The 25800-nt window shown below is 71.3% G+C and carries 20 protein-coding genes; 6 read left to right on the top strand and 14 right to left on the bottom strand.

The features are described from left to right. The 7 genes from ACIRR9_RS43075 to ACIRR9_RS43045 all read right to left on the bottom strand — a co-directional run. Positions 1 to 539, bottom strand: a 539-nt coding sequence (locus ACIRR9_RS43075; RefSeq protein ID WP_403764126.1) for a DUF4231 domain-containing protein, incomplete at its 3' end; no start/stop codon positions are given. 93 nt (positions 540 to 632) lie between these two features. After that, positions 633 to 3650 carry an alpha-mannosidase gene (locus ACIRR9_RS43070; RefSeq protein WP_403764124.1) on the bottom strand — a complete coding sequence of 1006 codons (3018 nt, stop codon included), beginning with the start codon at positions 3648 to 3650 and terminating at the stop codon, positions 633 to 635. 28 nt (positions 3651 to 3678) lie between these two features. Beyond that, complete coding sequence (locus ACIRR9_RS43065) at positions 3679 to 5679, bottom strand: endo-beta-N-acetylglucosaminidase (RefSeq protein ID WP_403764122.1); 2001 nt, start codon at positions 5677 to 5679, stop codon at positions 3679 to 3681. Next, positions 5676 to 6926, bottom strand: a complete 1251-nt coding sequence (locus ACIRR9_RS43060) for a glycosyl hydrolase (protein ID WP_403764120.1) — start codon at positions 6924 to 6926, stop codon at positions 5676 to 5678. Before ACIRR9_RS43060 ends, ACIRR9_RS43065 begins: the two co-directional genes overlap by 4 nt. A gap of 24 nt (positions 6927 to 6950) precedes the next feature. After that, positions 6951 to 7850 carry a carbohydrate ABC transporter permease gene (locus ACIRR9_RS43055; protein ID WP_403764118.1) on the bottom strand — a complete coding sequence of 300 codons (900 nt, stop codon included), beginning with the start codon at positions 7848 to 7850 and terminating at the stop codon, positions 6951 to 6953. Continuing rightward, on the bottom strand, positions 7847 to 8734 hold the full coding sequence (locus tag ACIRR9_RS43050; RefSeq protein ID WP_403764116.1) for a carbohydrate ABC transporter permease: 888 nt from the start codon (positions 8732 to 8734) through the stop codon (positions 7847 to 7849). The genes ACIRR9_RS43055 and ACIRR9_RS43050 overlap by 4 nt, the downstream gene beginning before the upstream one ends. A gap of 5 nt (positions 8735 to 8739) precedes the next feature. After that, positions 8740 to 10032, bottom strand: coding sequence for an ABC transporter substrate-binding protein (locus ACIRR9_RS43045; protein ID WP_403764114.1), 1293 nt, complete (start codon positions 10030 to 10032; stop codon positions 8740 to 8742). A gap of 226 nt (positions 10033 to 10258) precedes the next feature. On the opposite strand from ACIRR9_RS43045, the gene ACIRR9_RS43040 reads away from it, so the two are divergent. Then, positions 10259 to 11329 carry a LacI family DNA-binding transcriptional regulator gene (locus tag ACIRR9_RS43040; RefSeq protein ID WP_403764112.1) on the top strand — a complete coding sequence of 357 codons (1071 nt, stop codon included), beginning with the start codon at positions 10259 to 10261 and terminating at the stop codon, positions 11327 to 11329. Here ACIRR9_RS43040 and ACIRR9_RS43035 read toward each other — a convergent pair. From ACIRR9_RS43035 to ACIRR9_RS43025, 3 genes are read right to left on the bottom strand one after another with little or no spacing between them, the layout of a single operon-like run. Beyond that, positions 11318 to 12853, bottom strand: coding sequence for an alpha-L-fucosidase (locus ACIRR9_RS43035; protein WP_403764110.1), 1536 nt, complete (start codon positions 12851 to 12853; stop codon positions 11318 to 11320). The genes ACIRR9_RS43040 and ACIRR9_RS43035 overlap by 12 nt on opposite strands. Before the next feature lie 16 nt (positions 12854 to 12869). Continuing rightward, positions 12870 to 14717: a family 20 glycosylhydrolase gene (locus ACIRR9_RS43030; protein ID WP_403764108.1), complete on the bottom strand. Its 1848-nt coding sequence runs from the start codon at positions 14715 to 14717 to the stop codon at positions 12870 to 12872. Further along, entirely contained in the window at positions 14710 to 17073 is a 2364-nt protein-coding gene (locus tag ACIRR9_RS43025; RefSeq protein WP_403764134.1) for an alpha-L-fucosidase, read from the bottom strand. Before ACIRR9_RS43025 ends, ACIRR9_RS43030 begins: the two co-directional genes overlap by 8 nt. Positions 17074 to 17328: 255 nt before the next feature. On the opposite strand from ACIRR9_RS43025, the gene ACIRR9_RS43020 reads away from it, so the two are divergent. Next, a complete protein-coding gene (locus ACIRR9_RS43020; RefSeq protein ID WP_403764106.1) occupies positions 17329 to 18672 on the top strand; it encodes an amidase in 1344 nt (447 codons plus the stop codon). A 20-nt stretch (positions 18673 to 18692) separates the two neighbouring features. On the opposite strand, the gene ACIRR9_RS43015 is transcribed toward ACIRR9_RS43020, so the two are convergent. Then, on the bottom strand, positions 18693 to 19271 hold the full coding sequence (locus ACIRR9_RS43015) for a TetR family transcriptional regulator (protein WP_403764104.1): 579 nt from the start codon (positions 19269 to 19271) through the stop codon (positions 18693 to 18695). Between the two features lie 103 nt (positions 19272 to 19374). Here ACIRR9_RS43015 and ACIRR9_RS43010 point away from each other — a divergent pair, with 103 nt between their 5' ends. Together ACIRR9_RS43010 and ACIRR9_RS43005 are read left to right on the top strand one after the other, a co-directional pair. Next, the gene (locus ACIRR9_RS43010) at positions 19375 to 20358 is read left to right on the top strand and encodes an aldo/keto reductase (protein ID WP_403764102.1); all 984 of its coding nucleotides are present in this window, start codon (positions 19375 to 19377) and stop codon (positions 20356 to 20358) included. Positions 20359 to 20435: 77 nt separating this feature from the next. Beyond that, positions 20436 to 21392, top strand: coding sequence for an SDR family NAD(P)-dependent oxidoreductase (locus ACIRR9_RS43005; protein ID WP_403764100.1), 957 nt, complete (start codon positions 20436 to 20438; stop codon positions 21390 to 21392). 6 nt (positions 21393 to 21398) lie between these two features. Here ACIRR9_RS43005 and ACIRR9_RS43000 read toward each other — a convergent pair whose 3' ends face one another. Both ACIRR9_RS43000 and ACIRR9_RS42995 read right to left on the bottom strand, forming a co-directional pair. Then, a complete protein-coding gene (locus ACIRR9_RS43000) occupies positions 21399 to 21881 on the bottom strand; it encodes a GNAT family N-acetyltransferase (protein ID WP_365336994.1) in 483 nt (160 codons plus the stop codon). A 58-nt stretch (positions 21882 to 21939) separates the two neighbouring features. Next, a complete protein-coding gene (locus ACIRR9_RS42995) occupies positions 21940 to 22113 on the bottom strand; it encodes a hypothetical protein (protein WP_123978978.1) in 174 nt (57 codons plus the stop codon). Positions 22114 to 22599: 486 nt separating this feature from the next. Here ACIRR9_RS42995 and ACIRR9_RS42990 point away from each other — a divergent pair, with 486 nt between their 5' ends. Continuing rightward, entirely contained in the window at positions 22600 to 22974 is a 375-nt protein-coding gene (locus ACIRR9_RS42990; protein WP_403764097.1) for a hypothetical protein, read from the top strand. 25 nt (positions 22975 to 22999) lie between these two features. Then, the gene (locus ACIRR9_RS42985; RefSeq protein WP_403764095.1) at positions 23000 to 23758 is read left to right on the top strand and encodes an SDR family oxidoreductase; all 759 of its coding nucleotides are present in this window, start codon (positions 23000 to 23002) and stop codon (positions 23756 to 23758) included. Positions 23759 to 23930: 172 nt separating this feature from the next. Here ACIRR9_RS42985 and ACIRR9_RS42980 read toward each other — a convergent pair whose 3' ends face one another. After that, positions 23931 to 25433 (bottom strand): SDR family NAD(P)-dependent oxidoreductase, encoded by a 1503-nt coding sequence (locus ACIRR9_RS42980; protein ID WP_403764093.1) that lies wholly within the window; start codon positions 25431 to 25433, stop codon positions 23931 to 23933. Positions 25434 to 25800: the final 367 nt, after the last annotated feature.

Raw genomic sequence — 25800 nt, 5'->3', positions numbered from 1 at the left:
GGGGGGGGGGCGGGGGGGGGGGGGGGGGGGGGGGGGGGGGGGGGGGGGGGGGGGGCCCCGGCGCCCCCCCCCCCCCCCCCGGCCGCGGGTACGGGCGGGTCCGGCCTGTGCCCCTGGCTCTCGGACCACTCGCGGAGCTCGTTGTCGCCGACCTCCTCGATCACCGACCGGAGGGCCTGGCGGGCCGCCCCGTCACGGTCCGGCTCGGGCACGAGCAGATAGCGGTTGACGGCGCGGCGCAGCGTCTCCCGGGCCCGGGCGGCCAGCACCCAGCGCGCCCCCGGGGCGAACAGCTGCCGTAGCCCCGTGAAGAAGACGGCACCGCCCGCGATCAGCGCGGTCAGCCAGGCCGGTGCGTGCAGTCCGGCGGCCACCACCGTCACCGACGTGGTGCCGAGCGCACCGACCTCGGTGCCGTAGTGCAGCCGCCGGGCCCGGGCACAGGTCCTCGCGTAGAACCCCAACTCCCGCCGGGCGAGGGCCAGCAAGGGATCCGGCTCGGCGGCCCAGGACTCGTCGGGGACGGTTCTCCGTGTCATCGCCACATCATCGCGGGCCGGACGGCACGGGTGGAAGCGGGTTCGGAGCGCACGCCCGGCGGACCCGGCCGGCCGGGCGTGCGCTCCGCCGTCTCAGGCCCGCCGGAACCGAAGGGTCACCAGCTCGAACGGCCGCAGGCTCAGCGACACCGCGTCGCCCGCCCGGTCCGGGGCCGGGGTGTCCGTCGGCCGCTCCAGGAGGTCGGTCACCGTGACGTCCGCGACCGCGAAGCCCGCCGTCAGAGTGGCTCGCGCCCGGCCGCCGTGGGCCTCGTGGAACCGGACCACGAGGTCCCCGCTGCCGTCGTCGGCCAGCTTCACCGCCGTGACCACGACCGCGTCGTCGTCGACCGTCACCAGCGGGGTGACCTCATGGGCACCGGTGACCCGCCGCTCGGGCAGGTTGATCCGCCAGCCCTCGCGTACCGCGTCACCGATGCCGGCGCCCGGCACCAGCGCGTGCCGGAAGCGGTGGATGCCCTGGTCGGTCTCGGGATCCGGGAAACGCGGGGCCCGCAGCAGCGAGACCCGCACGGTGGTCGTCGTCCCCCGGTCGCCGTCGGTGCGGACGCTGCGGGTCACGTCGTGGCCGTACGTGGAGTCGTTGACCACGGCCACGCCCCAGCCCGGTTCCTCCAGTTGGACGAAGCGGTGGTTACAGGCCTCGAACTTCGCGGCTTCCCAGGAGGTGTTGGTGTGGGTCGGGCGGTGGAAGTGACCGAACTGGGTCTCTGATGCGTACCGTTCGGCGTGCAGATCCAGGGGGAAGGCCAGCTTGAGGAACTTCTCCGTCTCGTGCCAGTCCACCTCCGTGTCGATCAGCAGCCGGCGTTCCCCGGGCGGCAGCGACAGCACCTGGGTGACCCGGGAGGAGCCGAAGGACCGTACGATCCGGACGGACCGGCCGTCCTCGCCGGGGGTCAGTTCTTCGGTGTCCGTGAGGTCGGTGACCGCGTTGCGGTAGAAGGCGTCGACGTCCCAGGCGTCCCACATGTTGGGGAAGTCCGGGTGCAGCTGGAGCAGGTTGCCGGCCGTGCCGGGGGCGATGGTCTCGCGTTCGGCGGCCGGGTCGTAGGCGGACACGACAAGGCCCCGGGCGTCGATCCCGATGCGCAGAAGGCCGTTGTCGAGGACGTACCCGCCCTCGGGCCGCTCCGACACCGTTGCCCCTTCCGGTGACCGCTCCTCCCCCGCGCCCCCGGCGGGCACGCCGCTGCGGCTGTGCGGCGCCGCGTTGAACAGCAGCGGCCGGTCGCCCTCGCCGGCCAGTGCGCGCTGGGCCGCGTCGATGATCCCGTCGAGTTCGGCGGCGATCCGCTGGTAGGTGGCCCGCGCCTCCCGGTGCACCCAGGCGATCGACGAGCCGGGCAGGATGTCATGGAACTGGTGGAGCAGGACCGTCTTCCAGATCCGGTCCAACTGCTCGTAGGCGTAGGGGAATCCGGCGCGCACGGCAGCCGTCGCCGCCCACAGCTCGGCCTCCCTCAGGAGGTGTTCGCTGCGCCGGTTGCCCTGTTTGGTCTTCGCCTGGCTGGTGAGGGTGGCACGGTGGAGTTCGAGATACAGCTCGCCGACCCAGACGGGCGGGTCGGGGTATTCGGCCTCCGCCTTGTCGAAGAACTCCTCCGGGGTCTCCCAGACGACCGTCGGCGAGCCCTCCAGGTCGCGCACCCGGGCCGCCTTGGCGACCATCTCACGGGTCGTACCGCCGCCTCCGTCACCCCAGCCGGTGGGCGCGAGGGAGTGCCGGGCCCGTCCCTTGTCCTTGAAGTTGCGGGCCGCGTGGGCGAGTTCGCTGCCCTTCATGGAGCAGTTGTAGGTGTCGACGGGCGGGAAGTGGGTGAAGATCCGGGTGCCGTCGATGCCCTCCCACCAGAAGGTGTGGTGCGGGAACCTGTTCGTCCGGGACCAGGAGATCTTCTGGGTGAGCAGCCGTGTCGAGCCCGCCGCCCTGATGATCTGCGGGAGCCCGGCGGCGAAGCCGAAGGTGTCGGGCAGCCAGGCCTCGTCGTTCTCGATGCCGAACTCGTCGAGGAAAAACCTTTTCCCGTGCACGAACTGACGGGCCATCGCCTCCGAGCCCGGCATGTTGGTGTCCGACTCCACCCACATCCCGCCGGCCGGCACGAACCGCCCTTCCGCGACCGCCTTCTTCACCCGCGCCCACACCTCGGGCCGGTGCTCCTTCACCCAGGCCCACTGCTGCGCCTGGGACATGGCGAACACGAAGTCGGGCTCGTCCTCGATGAGCGCGGTCATGTTGGCGGTGGTGCGGGCGACCTTGCGGACCGTCTCGCGCAGCGGCCACAGCCACGCCGAGTCGATGTGCGCGTGCCCGACCGCGCTGATCCGGTGCGCGGACGGAGCCGCGGGGACGGCGAGGACGTCAGCGAGACATGAACGGGCCTGTGCCGCCGTACCGTTGACGTCCTGGAGGTCGATCGCGTCCAGGGCCCGCTCGACCGCGCGCAGGATCTCGTACCGGCGCGCCGCGTCCGCCGGCAGCTCGGCCATCAGCTCGCCGAGCACCTCCAGGTCGATCACCAGCTGCCACACGGTCTCGTCGAGGACGGCGAGGTCCATCCGGGTGAGCGTGTACTGCGGTTCGTGCCCGGCGGTGTCCTTGTCGCCGAGCCAGGTGGGCCGGAAGGGGTGGTAGTCGAGGATGACCGGGTTGGAGGCGGCCTCGATGTGCAGCCGTACCTCCTCGCCGCCCTCCACCGGGGCGCCGACGCGGACCCACTGGTTGCGCGGGTTGAGGCCCTTCACGGGAGTGCCGTCGGGCCGGTAGACCAGTCCCTCGCACTGGAAGCCGGGCATGTTCTCGTCGAACCCGAGGTCGAGCAGGGCCTCCACGGTCCGGCCGACCCACTCCTCGGGGACGGTCCCGGTCACCCGGAACCAGCTGGTGCCCCACGGAGCACCCCACCGGGCGCCCACCGCGATCGGCTCGGGCTCGGCCGCGAGCCCCTCCGCGACCGGCACGGGCTCGCCGGGCGCGTGCCACACGGCGACGTCGAGCGGCACGGACTCGGGATACACGGCGGGGCGGATACGCTCGTCGAGGACGCGCTTGAGGCGGGCTTCGATCAGGCTGCGGTCGTCATGCATGTGGGGTGCTCCGTTTGATCGTTACCGGTTACCAGGTGTGCGTGACGGTCACGGGGTCCGACGAGGTGTACAGCTCCCCTACGGCCCGTACTTCGAACCGTGCGGTGTCCTCACCCTGCTCCGGTTGAAGCCCGGTCAGGAAGTAGGCGCGCTGTCCGGTGGCGCCGAGGAAGCGTCTGGTGCCGTCGGGGAGCAGCCGGTGCAGTGTGTAGTGCCGCACCGCGCCGGGAGCCGCGTCCCAGGCGAGACGCAGGTCGCCGCCGGTGGCCGCGGTGATCTGCGGGGCGGCGGGCGCGGCGGGGGTGCTCTCCGCGTCCCGGACGGCGATGCCGCCGAGCCGCCACTGGACGGGCCCGTCACTCGCCGTGAGCCGGACGCCCAGGGCGTGGATCGTGCCGGAGAGGCTGGTGAGCGGGACGGTCGAGGTCGACCAGCCGTCGCCCTGGTCCACCGGCAGATAGGTGTACGGCGGTGCCGCGCCGGCGCTGCCCGGCTCGGCGGTGGCGACGGCGAGTTCGACCTCCACGCTCCCGGCGTCGGTCCGGTACGTCAGCTCGACAACCGTCTGGTCGCCGATCGGCAGCCGGGTCGCGTACAGGTCCAGCACCACGGGCCGGTCCGGATCACCGGCCACCAGCACGCTGCTGCCGCCCCGCCAGGCGTCGGCGAAGTCGAAGGTCACGGTGGGGCGGGTGCCGTCCGTCCGGACCGTCCAGCGCCGGGACGGCAGCCGGTCCTGCAGGCCGAGGTGGTTCCAGGCGGTGTCCGAGGTGATCCGACCGTCCTCGTACCAGCGCAGCCCGTGCCCGGTGTTGAAGACGCTCGCGAACGGCACCGCCGTGACCGTCGACCGGTCCGCAACCGACACCGCCGGCGCCCGCCACGGGTCCGTGCCGTCCGGCCCGGACGGGTCCAGTGACCGCCCGGTCCAGAACCGGTCGTCGGCGGCGTGGAAGTCGCCGGGGGTGCGGCTCGCGGGGAGGTGGTTGCGGGTCCACTCGGGCCGGTAGAAACCGATCGACGTGACGTGCGCAGAGCCACCGGGCACGATCGCGTCCCAGTTCACGGAGGTGTCGGACCCGTTGGACTCGACGTCGACGCCGGCCCACAACTCGTATCTGCTGCGGCCGAGCTGGACCGCCTTGGTGCCCGACGAGGCGAGCGTCGAGGCGCTCCAGCGGAAGTCCACGAACATGTCGTCGGCGGCCTGGAAGAAGGCCTGGTTCTGGCTGTTCAGCGCGCCCTGCCAGCTGACCGTGCCGTTCACGGTCATCGCGTCGTACCAGGTCACCCGCTGTCCTCGGGCCGCGGCGAGGGACTTGAGCTCCTTGACGAAACCGAGCATGGCGGTGCCGAGGGCGGTGTTGCCGCCGCCGGTCTCGGCGTTCACGAACCAGCCGTCGAAGCCGTAGGCGGCGGCCACGGCGACGAGTTGGGCGGCGAGTGGATAGTGCCCGGTGGAGTCCGTCTGGACCAGGTCGCGGGTCCACTGCAGCTGGCCGCCGTACGCGGTGGGCGGCAGGAAGATGTTGCCGAGGACGGGTACGCCGTGCCGGTGGGCCGCGTCGACGATCGGCGCGTTCGGGGCGAGGATCAGGCCCTCGCCTGCCGAGCCGCCCCAGAAGACCAGTTCGTCGAGGTAGGCCCAGTGGGTGAGCGCGTAGTAGTCGGCGGTGGCCGAGCCCTGGGAGGCGTTGCTGGAGGTGGGGCCGAAGGACACCAGTGCCTGGATACGGGCCTGCCCGGAGCGGGCGGTGGTGTTGGCCGGGGTCGGGGTGAACCGGGCGGCGAGCGGTACGGAGGCCGCGTTGAAGGCGAGGTCGGTGTCACCGGCGGCCGTCCAGCTCTTCAGACTGCGCCAGGTGATGCCGGTGCCGGGGCTGCCGGAGGGGAACGAGTCCGGGTACCAGTAGGAGGCGTACGGCGCGATGGCGGCCGCCGCGGCCTTCGGGACGGCGGCGCGGGCCGGGGTGGGCAGTAGGGCCGCCGTGGTGGCGGCGATCAGGACGGTGCGTCTGCTGGGGTTCACGAGCGGGTGCCTCCTTGTGGGATGGGGAGTACCTGATCGGGAGTGACGACTTCGGTGATGCCGCGTGCGGTCAGATGGTCCTGGTCGGCCGCGCGCGTGTCGAGGACGGTGGTGGGGCGGACGCCGTCCGCGACGAGCCGGAAGTAGGCGTCGAAGACCGGCCCGCCGGGGGCGCACCGGGAGCGCGAGGCCGGGGCGGACGGCACGACGAGGGCCGTACTGCGCTCAGGTGCCGTGCGGGGCTCGGCTGCCGCGAGGACGCGTGCGATGTCCTTGGGCTTGCGGTCGTTGCTCAACAGGCCCAGTCCGTATTCGAGTTCGGGGAAGTCGGCGAGGCTCCGGCTGACGTCGTGCGAGCACCACCAGGTGACGCCCCAGAGGTCCGGGCAGTCCAGTACGGCGGTGATCGTGGCCTCGGCGAAGGCGGCCGCGTGCTCGGCGGGGATCAGCGGGGCGGGCGCGCCGACCTCCTGCAACCAGACGGGCCGGTGCGGCCGATGGGCCCAGGCCTTGCTCAACTCCACCAGGTACGCGGCGTGCTGCTCGGTCTGGAGGGCGGTACGGCCGTGCCGCTGGGCGGTGCCGTTGAACACCCAGGAGTGCACGGCGGTGACATCGCCGAGGCGGGCCGAGTGGGCGGGGGTGAAGGGCTGGTCGTCCTGGTACCAGGCGGCGTCGTAGGAGGCGTGCAGGTGAAGCCCGCCCGGGGCGCCCTCGGCGCAGGCGGCCAGCAGCCGTACCAGCCAGCGCTCCGCGTCCTCCTCGGTGATCCGGTCCGGGTCCGGATGAGGGCCGGCGGCGAACTGGTTGACCTCGTTGCCGATGGTCATCCCGATGAAGTTGGGCCGGTCCGCGAGGGCGGCCGCGAGGGTGCGCAGATAGGCGGCCTCCGCGTCGACCGCGTCCGGGTCGGTGAAGAGGTTGCGCCGGTGCCAGGTCCGGGTCCAGGCGGGCAGGAAGTCGAAGCTGCTCAGGTGCCCCTGCAGGCCGTCGACGTTGACGTCCAGGCCGCGTTCCGCCGCCGCGTCGGCGAGGGCGGCCAGCTGCTCGACGGCGCGTGGGCGGATCAGGGTGCGGTCGGGCTGGAAGTAGGGCCACAGCGGGAAGACCCGGATGTGGTCCAGGCCGAGCGCGGCGATCGAGTCCAGGTCGGCGCGTACGGAGTCCAGGTCGAAGTCGAGCCAGTGATGGAACCACCCTTCGCTGGGGGTGTAGTTGACGCCGAAGCGCGGCGCGGCAGGAGGCATGCGGTCTCCTTGCGGGAACGGTGGTCAGCCTTTGACGGCGCCTTCGCCGACCCCGCGGAAGAAGTACCGCTGGAGGCAGGCGAAGAGGGCGATGAGGGGGGCCACGGCGATCACGGTGCCGGCGGCGACGAGGCGCTCGTCGTTGGCGAAGGTGCCGTGCAGATAGTTGAGGCCGATGGTGAGCGTGAACCTGGAGGGATCGCTGAGCACGATCAGCGGCCACAGGAAGTCGTCCCAGGCGCCCATGAAGGCGAAGATCGCGACGACGGCGACCGTGCCCTTGACCGACGGCAGGGCGATCCGCAGGAACCGCTGCCAGACGTCGGCGCCGTCGACGTAGGCCGCCTCCTCGATCTCGTAGGGCAGGTTGAGGAAGGCGTTGCGCATCAGCAGCACGTTCATGGCGCCGACGGAACCGGGCAGCACGACCCCGATCAGGGTGTTGTTGAGGCCGAGCTCCCGCATGGTGGTGAACTGGGCGATGATGATGCCCTCCACCGGTACCAGCATCGCGAGGATGAAGACCAGGGTCGCGATCCGGCGGCCCCGGTAGCGCAGCCGGGCGAGGGCGTATCCGGCGAGTGCCGAGCCGACGCAGTTGGTCACCACGCTCGCGCTCGCGACCTTCAGCGAGTTGAGGGCGTAGTCCCAGACGGGGATGGTGTCGGCGACCCGCTGGTAGTTGTGCAGGGTGGGATGCTCGGGCAGGAAGCTCGGCGGTGAGCCGAAGATGTCCTCGGTGGGGCCCTTGAGGGACGTGGACAACTGCCACAGGAACGGGCCGACGGTGAGGGCGAGGACGAGCAGCAGCAGAGCGTACCGCCAGACCAGTTCGCCGATCCGGATCCGGCGCCCGTGCTCGTCGGTGACGCGCGCCTCCTTGGCCCGGGGCACGGCCTGGACCCGTTCCTCGGTGACGGTCATGTGCGCTCCCTCCGGTCGGCGCGCAGCACGAGGAGCATCAGCGCGACGGTGACGACGAAGACGACGACGGAGAGCGCCGAGGCGTAGCCGACCCGGCCGGTCAGTCCGGTGCCGGTGCGCTGGACGAGCATGACGAGGGTGGTGTCCTCGCCGGCCGGGCCGCCGCTCGGGCCCGCCATCAGGTACACCTCGGAGAACACCTTGAAGGCGGCGACCGAGGAGAGCGCGGCGACCAGCACCATCGTGGAGCGTACGGCGGGCACGGTGACGGTGAGGAAGCGGCGCACCGCTCCCGCGCCGTCCACGGCGGCGGCCTCGTGCAGTTCGCGCGGGACATTGGCGAGTGCGGCCAGGTAAATGATCATGTAGTAGCCGAGGCCCTTCCAGACCGTGACGGCCATCGCGCTGAGCAGGAGCAGCCACTGGTCGCTGAGGAAACCGATCCGCCCGATCCCGACGGTCTCCAGCAGGGAGTTGACCAGGCCGCGTTCGTCGAGCAGCCAGACCCAGATCAGCCCGACCACGACGATCGAGGCGACGACCGGGGTGTAGAAGGCGGACCGGAAGAAGGTGATGCCGGGGATGTTCTTCTGCACCAGCAGGGCGAGCAGCAGCGGCAGGACCACGAGGGCGGGCACCACGCCGAGGATGTACAGCGTGCTGTTGCGCAGACCGGTCCAGAACATGTCGTCGTGGATCAGCTCACGGAAGTTGGCGAGGCCGACGAACCGGCCGGGGATCAGGGTGCGGCGGTCCGTGAAGGAGTTGACCACCGTCGAGACGAACGGATAGAGCACGAAGGCGCCGACGACCAGCAGCCCGGGGGCGGCGAACAACCAAGGGCTGGTGGGCAGTTGACGCCGCACCCGCGACACACCGGCCATCCGTGTCACCCCTGCTGCCGAAGGAGCTGGTCGCAGGCCTTGACAGCGTTGTCGAGGGCCGCCTTGGGGCTCTCCTTGCCCAGCAACGCCTTGGCGACCTCGTTGCGCAGCGCGGTCTTCATCTGGTCACTGAACAGCACGGGCGTGTAGTTGACCGCGTTCTTCAGGGACTTGGCGGCGGCGATCCGGACCCGGGTCTCGTCGGTGCCGTCCTCCTTGGTGAAGTACGGGTCGTCGAGGGAGCCGGCGGTGCTCGGGAAGATGGCGACCTGCTTGGCGAAGGACATCTGGTTCTGCGCGTCGGTCACGAAGTGCGCGAAGGCGACGGCGGCCGGGGTGTGCTTGGTCCTGGTGTTGACCATCACGCCCATCACGTACATGTTGACGTGCCCGGTGCTGGTGATCTGGTCGGTGATGCCGATGTTCTTGTACAGGTTCGGCGCCTGCTTCTTGAAGTTGTCGAGGTCGAGGGCGCTGCCGGGGTTCATGGCGACGGCCTCGGTGAGGAACTTCTTGCCGGAGGACTCCGGGGTCGCGGTCAGCGCCTGCGGGTCGAGTGCCTTGGCGTCGTACAACTCCTTGTACTTGGTGAGCAGTTCGACCCCCTTGGCGTCGTTGAAGGCGAACCCGGTGCCTGCCTTGTTCATCAGCTCGACGCCGTAGCGGCCGAAGTCCTCGACGGTGGGGACGTTGGCGAGGGTGGCGACCTTGCCGCCGCTCTGCTTCGCCATCTTCAGGGCGTCGGCGAAGAGGTCGTCGTATGTCTTCGGCGGCTGGGCGGGGTCGAGTCCGGCCTCCTTGAACAGGGACTTGTTGTAGAAGAGCGGCCCGGTGTTCAGGTACCAGGGGAAGGCGTACGTGCCGCTCATCCCCGGTATCCGGTGACTGGCCCACGCCCCCTCCAGATACTCGGACTTGTACTTCGCCGCCGCCTTGTCGAGGTCGAGGGCGAGGCCCGCCTTGGCGAGCGGGGCGACGAGGTCCGGGGAGACGTTGACGACGTCGGGCAGCGTGCCGCCGGCCGCGTCGGCGCTGATCTTGTCGGCGTAGCCCTCGGCCGGCTGGTCGATCCACTTCACGTGGACGGCCGGGTACTTCTTCTCGAAGTCCGCGACCAGACCGTCGAAGTAGGGCTTGAAGTTCGCGCGCAGGTTCCAGGTCTGGAAGGTGATGTCGCCCTCGACCTTGCCCGAGGCGTCGGTGGATCCGCCGCCGTCCTCCCCGGAACCGCAGGCGCTCAGCGGCAGAGCGAGCAGGGCGGCAGCGGCGAGGGCGAAGACTCTGCGGGAGATGTGCATGGTCCGTGACTCCTTTGCGGTGGGGTTGCCGAAGGTGCCGCGCCAGACCTTGCACGCCGTTTCCACGGCAAGTCAATGGATTCGGCTCAGCTAAAGTCATTAGTGGCCCAAAACCCCTGCTCAGCAGAGTACTTACGAGGTATTGCGGCCGATCGCTAATGCGCTTTAGGCTGTTTCAGCTCAAGCGCATTAGCGGATCACGCCCCGAACCGAGTGAGGCAGTGTCTTGGCGGAGAAACGCTCACCCGCGCGCCGGCCGACGATGAAGGACATCGCACGCCGGGCCGGAGTCTCCGAGAGCGCGGTCTCCTTCGCGCTCAACGGCCGCCCCGGCGTCTCCGAGACGACCAGGGCCCGGGTCCACCGGGTCGCCGAGCAGCTCGGCTGGCGGCCGAGCACGGCGGCCCGCGCGCTGTCGGGCGAGGGGGCTGCCACGGTCGGCTTCGTCCTCGCCCGCCCCGCGCACTCCCTGGGCGTGGACTCCTTCTTCCTCCAACTGGTCTCCGGTATCCAGGAGGTACTGGCCGAGCGCCATCTCGGCCTGCTCTTCCAGATGGCGGAGGACGTGGCCGACGAGTGCGCGGTCTACCGCCGCTGGTGGGCGGAACACCGGGTCGACGGCATCCTGATGGTGGACCCGCGCGCCGACGACCCCCGCCCCGGCCTCCTCGACGAACTCGGCCTGCCTGCCGTGGTGATCGGCGGCGCCCCCGACGAACGCCACCCCGAGCTGTCGACGGTGTGGGCGGACGACGCGGCCGCGATGGCGTCGGTGGTCGACGAGCTCACGGCGCTGGGCCACCGCAGGATCGTGCACATCGCCGGCCTGCCGGGCCTCGCCCACACCCAGCGCCGGATCCGCACCCTGCGCGCCGAGGCCGACCGGCGCGGCCTGTCCGAGGTCCGCTCCGTCACCACCGACTACTCCGACGCCGAGGGCGCGGCCGTCACCCGCCGTGTGCTGCGCGCGGCCCCGCCCCCGACGGCCCTGATCTACGACAACGACGTGATGGCGGTGGCCGGGGTCGCGGCGGCGGCCGAACTCGGCTACTGCGTACCGGACGACGTCTCCGTCGTCTCCTGGGAGGACTCGGCCCTGTGCCGGATGGTCAAGCCCTGGCTGTCGGCGCTCTCCCGGGACAGCGCGGAGTTCGGCCGCACGGCGGCACGGGAGCTGACGGCCCTGCTGGACGGCGGCTCGGCGCGGGCCGTGCGGGTGCCGGTGCCCCGGCTGACCGTACGGGGCAGCACGGCACCCGCCGCCGACCGCGACGCGCCGTCTCGGTCAGCCTCGTGACCGGTACAGCCCGAACTCCGAGATCCGTACGGCCCCCCGGGCCGCCGTCACCCGCACTCGCCATCTCCGTGCCGTCACCGGCTCCGCCAGCCGCAGGATCCTGCTCGCCCCCACCGTCCCGGCCGTGACCACCTCGGCCCACGCACCGGCCGTGTACGCCTCGACCGCGACCCCCTCCGCCTGCTGCCCGTACCGGATGTCCTCCGCGAGCCGGACCCGGTCGACCTCCCGCTCCCGGCCCAGGTCGACCGTCACACCGCCCGATGTCACCGTCTTCCGCGCACCCGATGCGAAGTCCTCGGGCAGTTCCCGGTCCACCCGCTCCCGGAACTCCCGCAGCCGGACCACGTCCGTGGCGTGCAGCCGACCGTCCGTGTCGGGCGGGACGTTGAGCAGCAGCACGGCGTTGCGGCCGACCGACCCGAAGTAGATCTCCGTCAACTCGTCCACGGATTTGGGCTGTTGGTCGGCGTGGTAGAACCAGCCGTCCCGGATGGACACATCGCACTCGGCCGGCCACCACTGGAGGTAGTCGGTCTTCGGCTGCGCCGCGACCAGTGCGGCCCGGCTGCCCTCGTCGGCGGTGTCGTAGGACAGGGCCCAGTCGGTGCGGCCGTACTGGTTCTCTTTGACGGGCAGCACACTCCACTCGTCCTCGCGGGCAAGGCCGCCCTCGTTGCCGACCCAGCGCACGTCCGGGCCGGTGACGGCGATGGACGCGTCCGGGGCGAGCGTGCGCACCAGCGTGTACCAGCTGTCCCAGTCGTAGTTCTCCACCTTGTCCGGCGGGATGTGCCCCTGGGCGCCGTCGAACCACACCTCGTCGACCGGGCCGTACTCGGTGAGCACCTCGTAGAGGGTGTTGAGCATGTGGGCGCCGTAGTCGGTGGCGTCGAGGGCGAAGAAGCGGCCGGGGGTGCGGTCGTCGCCCTCGGTGAGGGTCGGGATCGTGTGGGTGGTGCGGGCGCTGCCGTTGGCGTACACGCCGTGCAGGTACTGGTTCTCGTCGGCCGGGGAGAGGTAGACGCCGACCTTCAGGCCGTGTCGCCGCATCGAGTCCGCGAAGGAGCGCAGGACATCGCCGTGGCCGCTCTGCCAACTGCTCGACGCCACCGTGTGGTCGGTGTACCGGGACGGGTAGAGGACGAAGCCGTCGTGGTGTTTGACTGTGAGGATGGCGAGCCGGAAGCCGCCGTCGCGGAGGGCCTGTGCCCACTGGTCGGTGTCGAGGCCGGCCGGCTGGAAGACGTTCGGGTCCTCGTCGCCGGTGCCCCACTCCAGGCCGGTGAAGGTGTTGACGCCGAAGTGCAGGAAGGCGGTGCGCTCCAGCTGTTGCCAGGCGATCTGCCGTGCGGTGGGGCGTACCTGGGAGGCTTTGCGGACCAGGTCGGCCGGGGTGTCGCCGGGGCCCACGGGGATGCGGGAGAGGTCGGTGTCCGCGGCGGTGGCGGGGAGGGCCGGAAGGCCGGCCGTCACCGCCACGGCGGCGGCCGAGGTGACGAAGACACGTCTTGAGAGATCCATGCGGGTGCTCCTCGGGTCAGGAAAGGTGCCAGAGGGCCGGGGTGCGCTGGTCCGGCGGGTACTGGACCGGCCGGCCGTCGTCCGTCACGGTCACCGCCATGCGGGTGATCGCGTTGATCAGGTGGTAGCCGCCGGCCGCGGGCTCCAACTCCCAGCGCTGCAGGGTGTTCGCGCTGTCGCACGGCTCCCAGGTCGCCTCGACGCCGGGCTGGAGCGGGACGTTGAGCGTGAGCTCGCCGCCGCGTATCTCCAGACAGCCGTCCGTGCCGCGCAGGGTCGCGTAGCCGTCCGCCGTACGCTGCACGGCCACCGTGTACGACGCTCCGTCCGCGCGGAAGGAGTACGTCCCGTCCGGCACCGGCACCCGGTTCAGGTCCCGCCATCCGGGCGCGTGTCCGACCGCCGTGCCGCGCGCCGTGAACTCCGCGTACGTGGCGTCGGGATGCGGGTCGCCCCAGGTCGCCTGGGCGATGTGGCGCAGGGCGGGCCAGAGTTCGGCCGCGACCTCGTTCTCGGTCTCGCCGCGGCCGTTGTCGGGCCACAGGCTGATCTTCGCGCCGGTGATGCCGGCGGAGGAGGTGAGTCTCTCGCCCTCGAAGGAGCGGGGGTCCCAACTCTGGTCGTAGAGCGCCTCGGTGTCGCTGTGGAAGCCGCCCCGGACGAGATAGAGGGAGTACGAGGCGTTCATCACGTCATACCCCTGGGCGACAAGTCGGCTCGGTTTCACGGCCACGTTCAGCCAGTGCTCCACCGTCGTGCCGGCGGCCACGGGGACGGTGTTGGCGCCGGTGAGGCCGTCGTTCCAGATGCGCAGCCGGCGGCCCTTGCTCGCCGCGTAGGCCTGGACGCGGTTGATGAAGTCGACGTACGCGTCCTGCGGGGTGGCGCCGGGGCCGTACTTCTCCTGCGCGTACTTCAGCATCTGCGGGTACTTGGCGTAGTCCGAACCGAGCATGTACTCGTCGGCGCCCATGTGCCAGGACTTGGCGGTGAAGACCTGGGCGTACTCGTCCATGAGGCTCGTGTAGTAGTCGAAGGCCGCCTGCTGGGTGACGTCGAGCCGGGCGGGCTGCCTGTTGCCGTCGGAGTCCGTCAGCTGCAGGTCGGGGCGGTTCTCGATCCAGGGGTCCATATGGCCCGGGGAGTTGATCTCGGGGATGATCTCGACGTGGTAGCGGTCGCCGAGGGCGACCAGCCGGCGCATCTCGTCCTTGGTGTAGTAGCCCCAGGTGTTCGCCTCGGGATGGGCGTCGCTCTTCACCTTCAGCTCCAGGAGCAGCTGGTTGAGCTTGTGGTACGCCATCTCGCGGACGAGGTTCTCCAGCCAGGGCAGGGAGATGTGGATGTAGCAGGCGCAGACGCCGACGCCCCGCTCGCGGTAGCGCGGCACGTCGACCGTGCGCCCGGCCGGGATCCGGTCGCCCTGGGCGAGGAGCTGGAGGAGGGTGCGGGTGCCGTAGAAGGCGCCGGTCTCGGTGGCGCCGGTCACCGACAGCCGTCGGCCGGAGTGGAGTTCGTACCCCTCGGTGCCCAGCGTCGCCTCGTCCGACGGCCGGATGTCGATAACGATGTCACCGGGGCGGGAGGCACCCGTGACGACCGGGACGGCGCCGTGTCCGGCCGAGCGGAGATCGTCGGCGAGGGTGTCGGCGACCCTGCGCGCGGCCGCGCCGGAGGCGACCAGACGCGTCCCGGCGCCGAATGCGTAACTCCCCTGTTCCGGCGTCCAGTCGGAGAGGGCCGGCACGGTGACCGGCGTCCGCTGCGGTTCCTGTGCGACCGCCGGGGTCGGTGCCGTCAGCAGCGTCAGCAGCGCCACGACCCCGAGCAGCCGCAACAGTCCCTTTCGCAAGACGTCAGCCACGCCAGGCCACCTTGAACACCCACGCGTGCTGTCCCGCCCTCCGGGCCGCCTCGGGCACGTCGATCACCAGGGCGCCCTTGCTGAAGGTCCAGGTCAGCAGCCGGTCGTGGCCGAGCATGGTCACCTTGTCGCCACTGCGGACGGGTACCGGCGCCTCGACGGTGAGTTTCGCGCCCGGCCGGGTCAGGGAGTGGATGTAGAAGGCCTCGTCCGGGCGGACCGTGAACCTCAGGTCCTCGCCGAGTCCGGCCATGCGCGACCAGTAGGTCGTGCCGTGGATCGCCTCGCCGTTGACCGCGAGCCAGGCGCCCGTCTCACGCAGCCGGGTCTGCATGATCTCCGGGATGGTGCCGTCGGCGCGCGGGCCGATGTCGAGGAGGAAGTTGCCGTTCTTGGAGACGATGTCGACGAGGCTGTGCACGACCTCCTCGGTCGTCATGTAGGCGTCGTCCGGGGTCGCCCGGTTGTAGCCGTAGCTGCGGGGGTCGAGGCCCCGGCTGGCCTCCCACTTGGCGACCACGGTGTCGGCGTACGTCGTGTACTCGGGCGTCGTGTAGTCGTGGAAGCCGATGCCCGAACGGTCGTTGACGGTCACGTCCACCGGGCGGGCGCGGTTCTTGGCGTGGTTGAAGTACTCGGCGAGGACATGGACGCTGTCGTTGGCACCGCCGATGTCGCACCAGATGATCTCCGGGTCGTAGCCGTGGATCAGTTCGAGCATCTGCGGGGCCTGGAAGTCCTTCACATAGTCCTTGCCCGCGGTGTACCCGGTGTACGGCAGCGGTTCCAGGGTGTACGGGTTGCGCGGGGCGTGGCCCATCCACGGGCTGTCGGGGTTGAACCACTCGGGCATGGAGAAGTAGAGGCCGCAGTGGAGTTCGGGGGTGTGGCGCCGGGACGCCTCGAAGAGTTCCCTGACCAGGTCCCGCTTCGGGCCGAGTTTCACCGCGTTGCGATCGGAGACCTTGGTGTCCCACAGGGCGAAGCCCTCGTGGTGCTTGGACGTCAGTACGTGGTACTGGGCGCCGGCGTCCCGGAAGAGCTCCGCCCAGGCGCGCGGGTCGAACTTCTCGGCGGTGAAGCGCGGGATGAAGTCGTCGTAGGCGAAGTCCTCGCCGTAGGTGTCCCGGTGGTAGGTGTACGTGGGGTTGTTCGGGTCCTGCATCTGGTCCCAGTACCACTCGGCGTACTGCACCCCGACCGGTGCCCAGGCCGGCACCGAGTAGACGCCCCAGTGGATGAAGATGCCGAACTTGGCGTCGTTGAACCAGTAGGGCGCCCGGTGGCCGGCCAACGAGGCCTCGGTGGGCTGGTAGTCGGCGGTGCCGAGGGTCAGCGTGCGTCTGCCGGTGGCGACCTGGGTGCCGCGGCCGCGGACGGTCACCGTGCCGTCCTGCTCGGTCCCGGGTGCGGTGCCCGTGCGGTTGCGGATGCCGACCTGGACCCGGGCCTGTTCGCCGGGGTCGAGGCGGCGGATGCGGGCGGGCTCGACGGTGCGGGCGCCGGGGACGTCGACGCCCACGGACACCGCGTCGCCGGCCAGGATCGCGACGGTGCCCGCGTTGACGACGGTGGCCTCGACGCTCTGGGCGCCGGTGGCGGCCAGCAGGGAGCTGGTGGAGCGGGCGTCACGCAGGGCCAGCGCCCGCCCCTGGGCGACGGGCTGGAGGGAGAGCGCGAAGACGTGCAGGGCGGTCGTGCCGGCCTCGGCCGGGCCGGTCACCGGCAGGGTGAGGGCGACGGCCTCGCGCTGCGGGTCGATCCACACCTCCGAGGTGCCGATCCCCACACTGTGCTCGTCCTTGCCGCCGTCGGGCCGGTAGCGGTACGGCGCCGCCAGCGGGCCGCCCACCGCGTACCAGTCGCCGCCGCTCAGACCGGCGGTGGTGGTCGAGCCGTCCGCGTAGTGGACGGTGGCGGTGCCGGAGGCGTTGCCGTAGCTGCCCGCGGTGAGGAAGACGGCGGACAGGTAGCGGCCTCGGGGCAGGTCGACGCGCTGTCCGAGCGCGACAACGTTGTTCTTGGCGCCCGCCGTCGCGGCGGGGAAGTCGAAGGGGACGCCGTCCACCTCGACGCGGCCGGACGGGAGTTCCTCGCCCGGGAAGGTGTAGCCGGAGCCGTCGAAGTCGCCGCCCCGGGCGGCGGCGGTGTCGATGCCGTCGTTGTCGTAGAGGGAGTCGAGCGGTACGGGGATCGGAGCGGGGACGGGGACCCATGGCGATGCGGCCTGGTCAGCTGCCGTCGCACCGGTGGGTTCGGCGGCGTGTGCCTCGGGCGTCACGGCGAGGGGCAGGGCGGCTGCTGCGGCGGCACCGGCCGCTGCCCCCAGGACCTGGCGTCGTGGCAAAGGAGACATGCTCATGCGCGGCTCCATTCATCGGATGTCTGATGATTGAGCGGGTCCAGGGGCCTGTCAATGGGGCATGCACACGCGGGAGTTGAGGCAGTGATCGGATGACCTGCGGTGAAAGCATCGAGGACGAGGACGGGCCCGCAGCGGGCCCGGCGGCGGCCCCTTCGGCCGCCGCTCTCGACGCGGGGGCATACGGCGGGGCAGAGTGCCCTTTCGTACCGACGAGTAAGCCCGTTTTCCGCACCCCTAGGAGCGCCCGTGACCAGCTGGGCCGGCCGGACCGCCACCGACATCGCCGCCGCCGTACGCGAGAAGCGGGTCACTCCCCGGGAGGTGGTGGCCGAGCATCTGGAGCGGATCGCCCGGCTGGACGGGCGGATCGGCGCGTTCCGGAAGGTCCGGGCCGAGGCGGCGCTCGCGGCGGCGGACGAGGTCGCGGCCCGCGCCGATCTCGCCGAACTCCCCCTCGCCGGTGTGCCGTTGGCGGTGAAGGACAATCTGGCGGTGCGCGGTGAGGCGCACCGGGACGGCTCGGCCGCCACGCCGGACACACCCGCCGACGCCGACCATGTCACCGTGGCACGGCTCCGGGCGGCGGGCGCGGTGGTCGTCGGGCTGACGAACGTGCCCGAACTGTGCGTCTTCGGTACCACCGAGGGCGTGCACGGCACCGCACGCAACCCGTGGGACACCGCACGCAACGCCGGCGGCTCCTCGGGCGGCAGCGCGGCCGCGGTGGCCGCCGGGCTGGTGCCGATCGCCCTCGGCAACGACGGCATGGGCTCGCTGCGCATCCCGGCGGCCAACTGCGGCCTGGTCACCATCAAGCCGGGGTTCGGGGTGGTACCGGCCGGGATCGGCAACGGCGACTGGTTCGGCATGTCCGAGAACGGGCCGCTGGCGACCAGCGTCGAGGACGCCCGGCTGATGCTCTCGGTCCTGGCGGAGACGGGGTTCGAGAGCGCGGAGGAGCGATCGTCGTACCGGATCGCCGTCTCGGTGCGCAGTCCGCTGGCCGGGGTGAGCGTGACCAAGCCGTATACGAACGCCGTACGGGAGGCGGCCGGACTGCTGGCCGGCGCCGGACATCAGCCGCGGCCCGCCGAGCCGCCGTATCCGATGTCGCTGAGCGTGACCTCGCTCCAGCACTGGACCGCGGGTGCGGCGGTGGACGCGGCGGGGCTGGATCCGGCTCTGCTGGCACGGCGGACGCGGGTGCACGCGGCGATCGGACGCCGTTTCCTCGGCGCGGTGCGAGGCGGCGACTCCCGTGACCGGCTGCGGGCCCGGCTCACCCCGTTCTTCGCCGAGCACGATGTCCTGCTGGCCCCCGCCCTGGCCCGCCGCTCCCCCAAGGCGGGCCCCTGGCACGAGCGCGGCTGGCTGCGCAATGTGCTGGTCAACACCAACTACTCGCCGCTCACCCCGCCCTGGAACCTCACCGGCTGGCCGGCGATGTCGGTCCCCTTCGGCACCCTGCCCTCGGGCGCCCCCTGCGCCGTACAGCTGGTGGGGCGGCCGGGTTCGGAAGCGGTGCTGCTGGAGGTGGCCCAGCAGCTGGAGACCCTGCGGCCGTGGCAGCGGACGGCACCGCTCGACTGAGACCCGCTAGGAGCTAGGAGCTAGGGCTTGGGCTCGGTCATCCGGCGGGCCGCCTCGACGACCGCCGAACGGTGCAGGGCCAGCCGCTCCTCCGGCCAGGACTCGCCGGCCTCCTTGGGGTCGACGCCCTCGGCGGCCCAGAACCAGGCCTGGGCCCCGGCGAGCACCAGGGTCAGCAGGTCGTCGGGGGCCATCGCCGGGTCGAGGTCACCGCGCTGCTGCGCCTCGGCCACGAGCGCGGCCTTGTTCCGGAACGCGTCCTGTTCGAGTCCGGTGGCCGAGGGGCGCTCCAGCAGCTTCCACAGGCGCAGGCGCATCAGGTCCGGCCGTGCCACGAGGTGGTCGAAGACCGCGCCGGCGTATCCGGGCAGGTCCTCGACGTCGAACGGCACGGCATCGGCGCCCGCCGCCATGGCCCGTTGCAGCACCTCGTCGAAGAGCTGCTCCTTGTTGCCGAAATAGACGTAGATCAGCCGCTTGTTCGCCCCGGCGGTCTCGGCGATCCGGTCCACCCGGGCACCGGCGATGCCGTAGGCGGCGAATTCGGTGAAGGCGGCGTCGAGCAGCCGGGCCTTGGTGGCGCTGGAATCCCGTGACATGCGCACAACCCTACCAAGTAACTATCTAGTTATTGACATGGAGACGGGATCGGGTCTACGGTCAAGGTATCTATCCAGTTAGTTAGGGAATTGAGGAAACTCCATGGAACAGCGCGCACTGGGCGGCCAGGGCCTGACCGTCGGCGTCCAGGGCCTCGGCCTCATGGGCATGAGCGCCTTCTACGGCGCCACCGACGAGACCGAGTCGCTGGCCACCGTCGACCGGGCGTTGGAGCTCGGCGTGACCCTGCTGGACACCGCCGAGAGCTACGGCCCCTTCGTCAACGAGCAGCTGCTCGGCAAGGCACTGGCCGGGCGCCGGGACGCCGCCGTGGTCGCGACCAAGACCGGCGTCGAGATCACCGACGACGGCCGGGTGGTCGGCCTCAACGGCACCCCCGCCTATGTGCGCCGGGCGCTGGACCGCTCGCTGCGCCACCTCGGCACCGACCACGTCGACCTGTACTACCTGCACCGCATCGACCCTCAGGTGCCGATCGAGGAGACGGTCGGCGCGCTGGCCGAGCTGGTCGCCGAGGGCAAGATCGGGCACATCGGCCTGTCCGAGGCGTCCGCGCAGACCATCCGGCGGGCCCACGCGGTCCACCCGGTCGCCGCCCTGCAGATCGAGTACTCCCTCTTCGAGCGGGGCATCGAACACGACGGCGTCCTGGACACCCTCAGGGAGCTGGGCATCGGCCTGGTCGCCTACTCCCCACTGGGCCGCGGCTTCCTGTCCGGCGCGATCACCAGCCCGGACGACTTCGCCGCGGACGACTGGCGGCGTACCGACCCGCGTTTCCAGGGCGAGAACTTCCGGCGCAACCTCGACGTGGTCCGCGAGGTCCGCCGGCTCGCGGCCGACAAGGGCGTCACCCCCTCCCAGCTGGCGCTCGCCTGGGTCCAGCACCAGGGCGCGGTCGCGATCCCCGGCACCAAGCGCCGCCGCTACCTGGAGGAGAACATCGCCGCGACCGGCATCACACTCACCGCGGACGACCTCGCCGCCATCGAGGCGGTCGCCCCGCACGGCACGGTCGCCGGTGACCGCTACGCGCCCGAGCACATGGGCACCCTGAACGGCTGAGCACCGACGGCACCCCTATGACCCCGCCGGGCACCACCCGGCCTGCCCCCCACACACACCCACAGGAGACACCTCTCATGTCCGTGTCCCAGAACCCCGGAGCCTTCGGCGTGACCACCACCGCCGCCGAGGTCGTCGACGGCGTCGATCTGCACGGCCGGCGGGCCGTGGTGACCGGAGCCAGCTCCGGCATCGGCGTGGAGACGGCCCGTGCGCTCGCCTCGGCCGGCGCCGACGTCACACTTGCCGTGCGCAACACCGAGGCCGGCGACCGGGTGGTGACCCGTCTGCGGGCCGAACTGCCGCCCGAGTCGGGCAGGTTGACCGTGGCACGGCTCGACCTGGCCGACCGGTCGACGGTCGCGGCCTTCGTGGCCGACTGGCAGGGCCCACTGCACATCCTGGTCAACAACGCTGGCGTGATGGCGCCGTCGGAGATCACCCGCACCCGGGACGGCCGGGAGCAGCAGTTCGGCGTCAACCACCTGGGCCACTTCGCGCTCACCGTCGGACTCCACCCCGCGCTCGCGGCCGCGGACGGCGCACGGGTCGTCTCGGTCAGCTCCACCGGGCATCTCTTCTCACCCGTCGTCTTCGACGACCTGGACTACCGGTTCCGCCCCTACGACCCGTGGACCTCCTACGGGCAGTCGAAGACCGCCAACATCCTGTTCGCGGTCGCCGCGGCCGAGCGCTGGGCCGGTGACGGCATCACGGCCAACGCCCTGATGCCGGGCAACATCGCCGACACCAACCTGGGCCGGCACATGGACATGCAGCAGGTCGCCGACTTCATCGCCTCCGGCGAACTCGCCCTGCCGCCGCAGAAGACGGTGGAGCAGGGCGCGGCGACCTCGGTGCTGCTGGCCGCCTCCCCGACGGTGGCGGGCGTCACCGGCCGCTACTTCGAGGACTGCGCGGAGGCGAAGCCGGTCACCGAGCGGGCCGGTTCGGTCGGCGGTGTCGCGCCGTACGCCCTGGACCGGGACAACGCGGCGCGACTGTGGGCCGTGTCCGAGGCACTGGTCGGCTGACCCGCCTCAGAGGGCTCGGTACATGATGTGCAGGCCGACCGGCCCGTGCTTCGGGTGGTCGAAGGCCTGCGGGACCGTGCCGATGACCGTGAAGCCGAGGGAGGTCCACAGGGCCACGGCGGGGTTGGTCTCGACGACGGCGTTGAAGACCATGGCACGGTAGCCGTGTGTCCTGGCCTCGGCGAGGATGTGCTCGGCGAGTGCGCGGCCGATGCCCTGGCCGCCGTGGTCGGGGTCGACCATGAAACCGGCGTTGGCCACACCGGCGGCGGGGCCCCCGTAGTTGGGGGTGACATAGGCGGACCCGACGACGGCTCCGGTGGGGTCCTCGGCGACGCAGACACGCTTCCCCGGGCTCATCCACAGGGCGCGGGCCGCTTCCTCCGACGTGTCGGGATCCCAGGTGTACGTCTCGGCGGCGGCGACGATCCGGTGCCAGAAGGGCCAGATCTGCGGCCAGTCGGCCGCGGTGGCTTCTCTGATCAGCATGGGCGTGAGTCTCGCACGCCCATGCGCGTCGGCGATCGCGACGGGACTGACCGGCCGGTCAGTCCACGCTCGGCAGGATATGGGGCTCGGCGAGGTCGTCCTCGTAACCCGCGAGGCGGATCGGGGCGGACCGGGCCCACACGTCGAGGCTGCCGAGCTGTCCGGGCCGATTGCCCACGCGCTCCGTGCGTTCCTTGGGGCGCTGCTCGCGATTCGTCTTCTCAGGTGTCACCGCGCACTCCTTATGTGTCGGTCACCCTCGGGGCGTGCCGGACAGCCTGCGTTCCGGTGCTCGGGCGCCCGCTCGGGTCTGGATGGAAGGCCAGTTCGGACGCGGTGGCGCCGGTAACTCAGAAGAGAGCAGGCCGTTGTCTGCCGGCTTGTCCCGGGACGGACCGTGGGTGTGGGTGGGACCCCGTACTGCTGTCCGTCCCATATAGATTAACCAAATGAGCGCGGGTCCGCTCGATAGGGAGTGCAAACTTGGTGTAACTATCGCGAGTCGCTCCGTACTTCAGCGGCCCGGAATTACACCCGTTCGTAACATGATGCCCCGATTGCGATCCACTCGCTCGGCCTATACGAACGAACACATCTTCGAATCGAAAGATCGCCGCTCCCTTCACAGGCTGTGCAGTTCAGGTTGCGTTGGCCGGGTCGAAAACTCGACATGATCCGATGGCGCAGGACAACGGCTGTCTCGCGGAAGGACTGACGCATGGAGCTGCGCAGCGTCGAGGAGCTGATGGATCTGCTGTACGCCTGCCGGCACCAGCGCGCACTGCGCACCGCCGCGCTGTTGCGCCGCAGCCGCCCCGCCGACAAGGAACTGCAGGTCGCGGGCCTGGTGCACGGCATCGAGGAACTACTGGGCCCCGCCGACGGCGCCGCGCACGCCGTACGGCACCTGCTCGGAGAGCGCGTCTACCATCTCGTCCGCGGCGACGGCGTCCCCGCCGACGATGTGCTGCGGCTGCGCCAGGCCGACGAGGAGAGCCGCACCGCGGGCTTCGACGCCGGGGTCCTGGAGGACTGGCGGACCGTGCTCGAACTGGTCGCTGCCCGCAACTCCCGCCTGGGGGCTGTCGACTGACGGCCCGTCATGAGACGGTACGGCGATGACGTCGTCGTACGGGCTCAGGGGCAGGGCGGCCGTCGTCACCGGCGGCACGCGCGGGATCGGGCGTGCGATCGCCGAGGCGTTCGCGGCGGCCGGTGCGCTGGTGTGCGTGAGCGCGCGGGACGCGGACGAGGTCCGGCGGACGGCCGCGGAGCTCGGCGGGATCGGCCTGGCCGGCAGTGTGGCCGAGCCCGAGCACGCCCGGGAGCTGACCCGGCTGGCGCTCACCGAGTTCGGGCGGCTCGACATCCTCGTCAACAACGCGGCCACGAACCGGCCGTACGGACCGCTCATGGACGCGGACCTCGGGGTGTGGCGGGAGGCGTTCACGGTGAACGTCGAGGCGCCGCTGCGGCTGACGCAGTGCGCATGGCGGGGCTGGATGCGCGAACACGGCGGCTCGGTCGTCAACATCTGCACGGAGGGTGCGGCGCATGTCGGCCCCGACGTGGGCGCGTACGGCACCAGCAAGGCCGCGCTGCTCCACCTCACCCAGCAGCTGGCGGGGGAACTGGCGCCCCGGGTACGGGTCAACTCGGTCTCGCCGGGGCTGGTGCGCACGGAGATGGCACGCTTCATGTGGGAGCCGCGCGAACAGGAGATCGCCGCCGGGCTGCCCCTGGGGAGGATAGGGGAGCCGGAAGATGTGGCGGGGGCGGTGCTGTGGCTGGCCTCGGACGCCGCACGGTGGGTGACTGGAGCAGACGTACTGGTGGACGGCGGTACGAGGGTGCGAGCGGCACACATCCCTACCTGAAGGAGCGACCGGCAGCATCTCGCGACGCCGCAAGCGCAACCCGCCAGGGGCGCTGGGGGTACCGCCGGCCGAAGGCCGGGGGAGGAACCGCGCGACCAGCCCCCGCACACCCGCACCCACCCCGCAACCGCTCGCACCCCACCGGCCGGACCGCCGGAGGATCAGGCGGGGCTCACCACTTGCCGGGCGCGTAGTCCTTCAGGAAGACCCCGTACACGTCCTCGCCGTGCTCGCCGAGCACGATCGGGTCGTAGACCCGGGCCGCGCCGTCGACGAGGTCGAGCGGCGCGTGGAAGCCCTCCTCGGCGAGGCGCAGCTTGTCGAAGTGCGGACGCTCGTCGGTGATCCAGCCGGTGTCGACGGAGGTCATGAGAATGCCGTCGGTCTGGAACATCTCCGCCGCGCTGGTCCGTGTGACCATGTTCATGGCCGCCTTCGCCGCGTTGGTGTTGGGGTGCCCGGCGCCCTTGTAGCCGCGACCGAAGACGCCCTCCATCGCGGAGACGTTGACGACGTACGCACGGCCGCTGCCGGCCTTCTTCGCGGCGTCCGCCATCGCCGGGCGCAGGGCGCTGATCAGGATGAACGGCGACGTGTAGTTGCACAGCTGGGTCTCGAGGAGCTCGACCGGGGAGATCTGGTCGATGGTCTGCACCCAGGTGTTGGACTCGACGACGTCGGGGACGAGCCCGCCCGCGTCGATGGCGGTGCCGTCGAGGTGCCGGGCGACGCTGGCGTTGCCCGCGACGAGGGCGAGGTCGGCGACCCTCTGTGCGTCCAGGCCGCTGATGCCGATGGGCAGCGCGGCGATGCCGTCCACGGCGCCCGAGTTGAAGGCGCCGATCACGTGGTGGGCGGGGAGTTCGCCGGCGGGCAGCGGGGCGCTCTCGCCGTCGACCAGGGCCGCGTACGCGGAGGGCAGCCGGCGTACGGTCTGGGTGGCGTTGTTGATCAGGATGTCGAGCGGGCCCGCCTCGGTCATCCGCTCCGCCAGCGCCACGGCCTGCGCCGGGTCGCGCAGGTCGATACCGACGACCTCCAGGCGGTCCAGCCAGTCCGCCGAGTCCTCCATCGCCTTGAAGCGGCGGATGGCGTCCTTCGGGAAGCGGGTGGTGATCGTCGTGTGCGCACCGTCACGCAGCAGCCGCAGCGCGATGTACATGCCGATCTTGGCGCGGCCGCCGGTGAGCAGGGCGCGCTTGCCGGTCAGGTCGGCGCGGGCGTCGCGCTTGGCGCGGTTCAGGGCGGCGCAGTCCGGACAGAGCTGGTGGTAGAAGTAGTCGACCTCGACATAGCGGGTCTTGCAGGTGTAGCAGGAGCGCGGGCGCTGGAGTATGCCGGCGATCCTGCCCTCCTCGGTGACCGACGACGGCAGGATGCCCTCGGTCTCGTCGTCGATGCGCTGGGCGGAGCCGGTCGCGGTGGCCTCGGTGACCGCCTTGTCGTGGGCGGTCTTGGCGGCCCGGCGGTCCTGACGGCGGCGCTGCTTCACCGTGCGGTAGATGCCGGCCGTGGCCCGGCGCACCGCGATGGCGTCCGGGTGGTCGACGTCCAGCTTGTCCAGCTCGTCGAGCACGCTGAGGCAGACGGCGAGCCGCTCGGGGTCGATGCCGGGGCCGTAGACCACCGTGTCCACCGCGTCCTCGGCCGTCGAGCCGTCCTGTGTCACCGTCATCGCGCTGCCGCTTCCCTGGTCAACCAGCGGCGCTCCGACTCGCGCCCGCTTTCGAACGGGGAATTTTACGGAGCACCGGGCCCCAGCACCAAACCCGCCCGAATGCCGGATCGCGGACCACGGCAAACCAGCCCGCACCGACCCGGGCCGGCGACCGCGGACGGACATCACACAGCCCGCCCACGGATCCGCCGGGCACCACCGGCAGAGCCCTGCCCCGCCGCACCACCACCGATCACGACCCACCGCCCGCAGACCCCAGGGCACCGCCGGGAAGCCTGCCGTCCCGGCGGTGTGGAAGGGCGTACGCCCTCGGGCGGGGCTTCCGGTCGGCGCCGGCCGCCCTCAGACAGTCCTTCGGGCCCGC

The organism is Streptomyces sp. NPDC101234 (genome assembly GCF_044767525.1).
GTDB lineage: Bacteria > Actinomycetota > Actinomycetes > Streptomycetales > Streptomycetaceae > Streptomyces > Streptomyces sasae.
This window is presented reverse-complemented; position numbering and strand designations above follow the sequence as displayed.

What these genes read in the sequence shown, in the direction of transcription:
- ACIRR9_RS43070 (WP_403764124.1), bottom strand. Translation starts at nt 3,650, where the DNA reads ATGCATGACGACCGCAGCCTGATCGAAGCCCGCCTCAAGCGCGTCCTC.
- ACIRR9_RS43060 (WP_403764120.1), bottom strand. Translation starts at nt 6,926, where the DNA reads ATGCCTCCTGCCGCGCCGCGCTTCGGCGTCAACTACACCCCCAGCGAA.
- ACIRR9_RS43055 (WP_403764118.1), bottom strand. Translation starts at nt 7,850, where the DNA reads ATGACCGTCACCGAGGAACGGGTCCAGGCCGTGCCCCGGGCCAAGGAG.
- ACIRR9_RS43050 (WP_403764116.1), bottom strand. Translation starts at nt 8,734, where the DNA reads ATGGCCGGTGTGTCGCGGGTGCGGCGTCAACTGCCCACCAGCCCTTGG.
- ACIRR9_RS43045 (WP_403764114.1), bottom strand. Translation starts at nt 10,032, where the DNA reads ATGCACATCTCCCGCAGAGTCTTCGCCCTCGCCGCTGCCGCCCTGCTC.
- ACIRR9_RS43035 (WP_403764110.1), bottom strand. Translation starts at nt 12,853, where the DNA reads ATGGATCTCTCAAGACGTGTCTTCGTCACCTCGGCCGCCGCCGTGGCG.
- ACIRR9_RS43025 (WP_403764134.1), bottom strand. Translation starts at nt 17,073, where the DNA reads ATGTCTCCTTTGCCACGACGCCAGGTCCTGGGGGCAGCGGCCGGTGCC.
- ACIRR9_RS43015 (WP_403764104.1), bottom strand. Translation starts at nt 19,271, where the DNA reads ATGTCACGGGATTCCAGCGCCACCAAGGCCCGGCTGCTCGACGCCGCC.
- ACIRR9_RS43010 (WP_403764102.1), top strand. Translation starts at nt 19,375, where the DNA reads ATGGAACAGCGCGCACTGGGCGGCCAGGGCCTGACCGTCGGCGTCCAG.
- ACIRR9_RS43005 (WP_403764100.1), top strand. Translation starts at nt 20,436, where the DNA reads ATGTCCGTGTCCCAGAACCCCGGAGCCTTCGGCGTGACCACCACCGCC.
- ACIRR9_RS43000 (WP_365336994.1), bottom strand. Translation starts at nt 21,881, where the DNA reads ATGCTGATCAGAGAAGCCACCGCGGCCGACTGGCCGCAGATCTGGCCC.
- ACIRR9_RS42990 (WP_403764097.1), top strand. Translation starts at nt 22,600, where the DNA reads ATGGAGCTGCGCAGCGTCGAGGAGCTGATGGATCTGCTGTACGCCTGC.
- ACIRR9_RS42985 (WP_403764095.1), top strand. Translation starts at nt 23,000, where the DNA reads ATGACGTCGTCGTACGGGCTCAGGGGCAGGGCGGCCGTCGTCACCGGC.
- ACIRR9_RS42980 (WP_403764093.1), bottom strand. Translation starts at nt 25,433, where the DNA reads ATGACGGTGACACAGGACGGCTCGACGGCCGAGGACGCGGTGGACACG.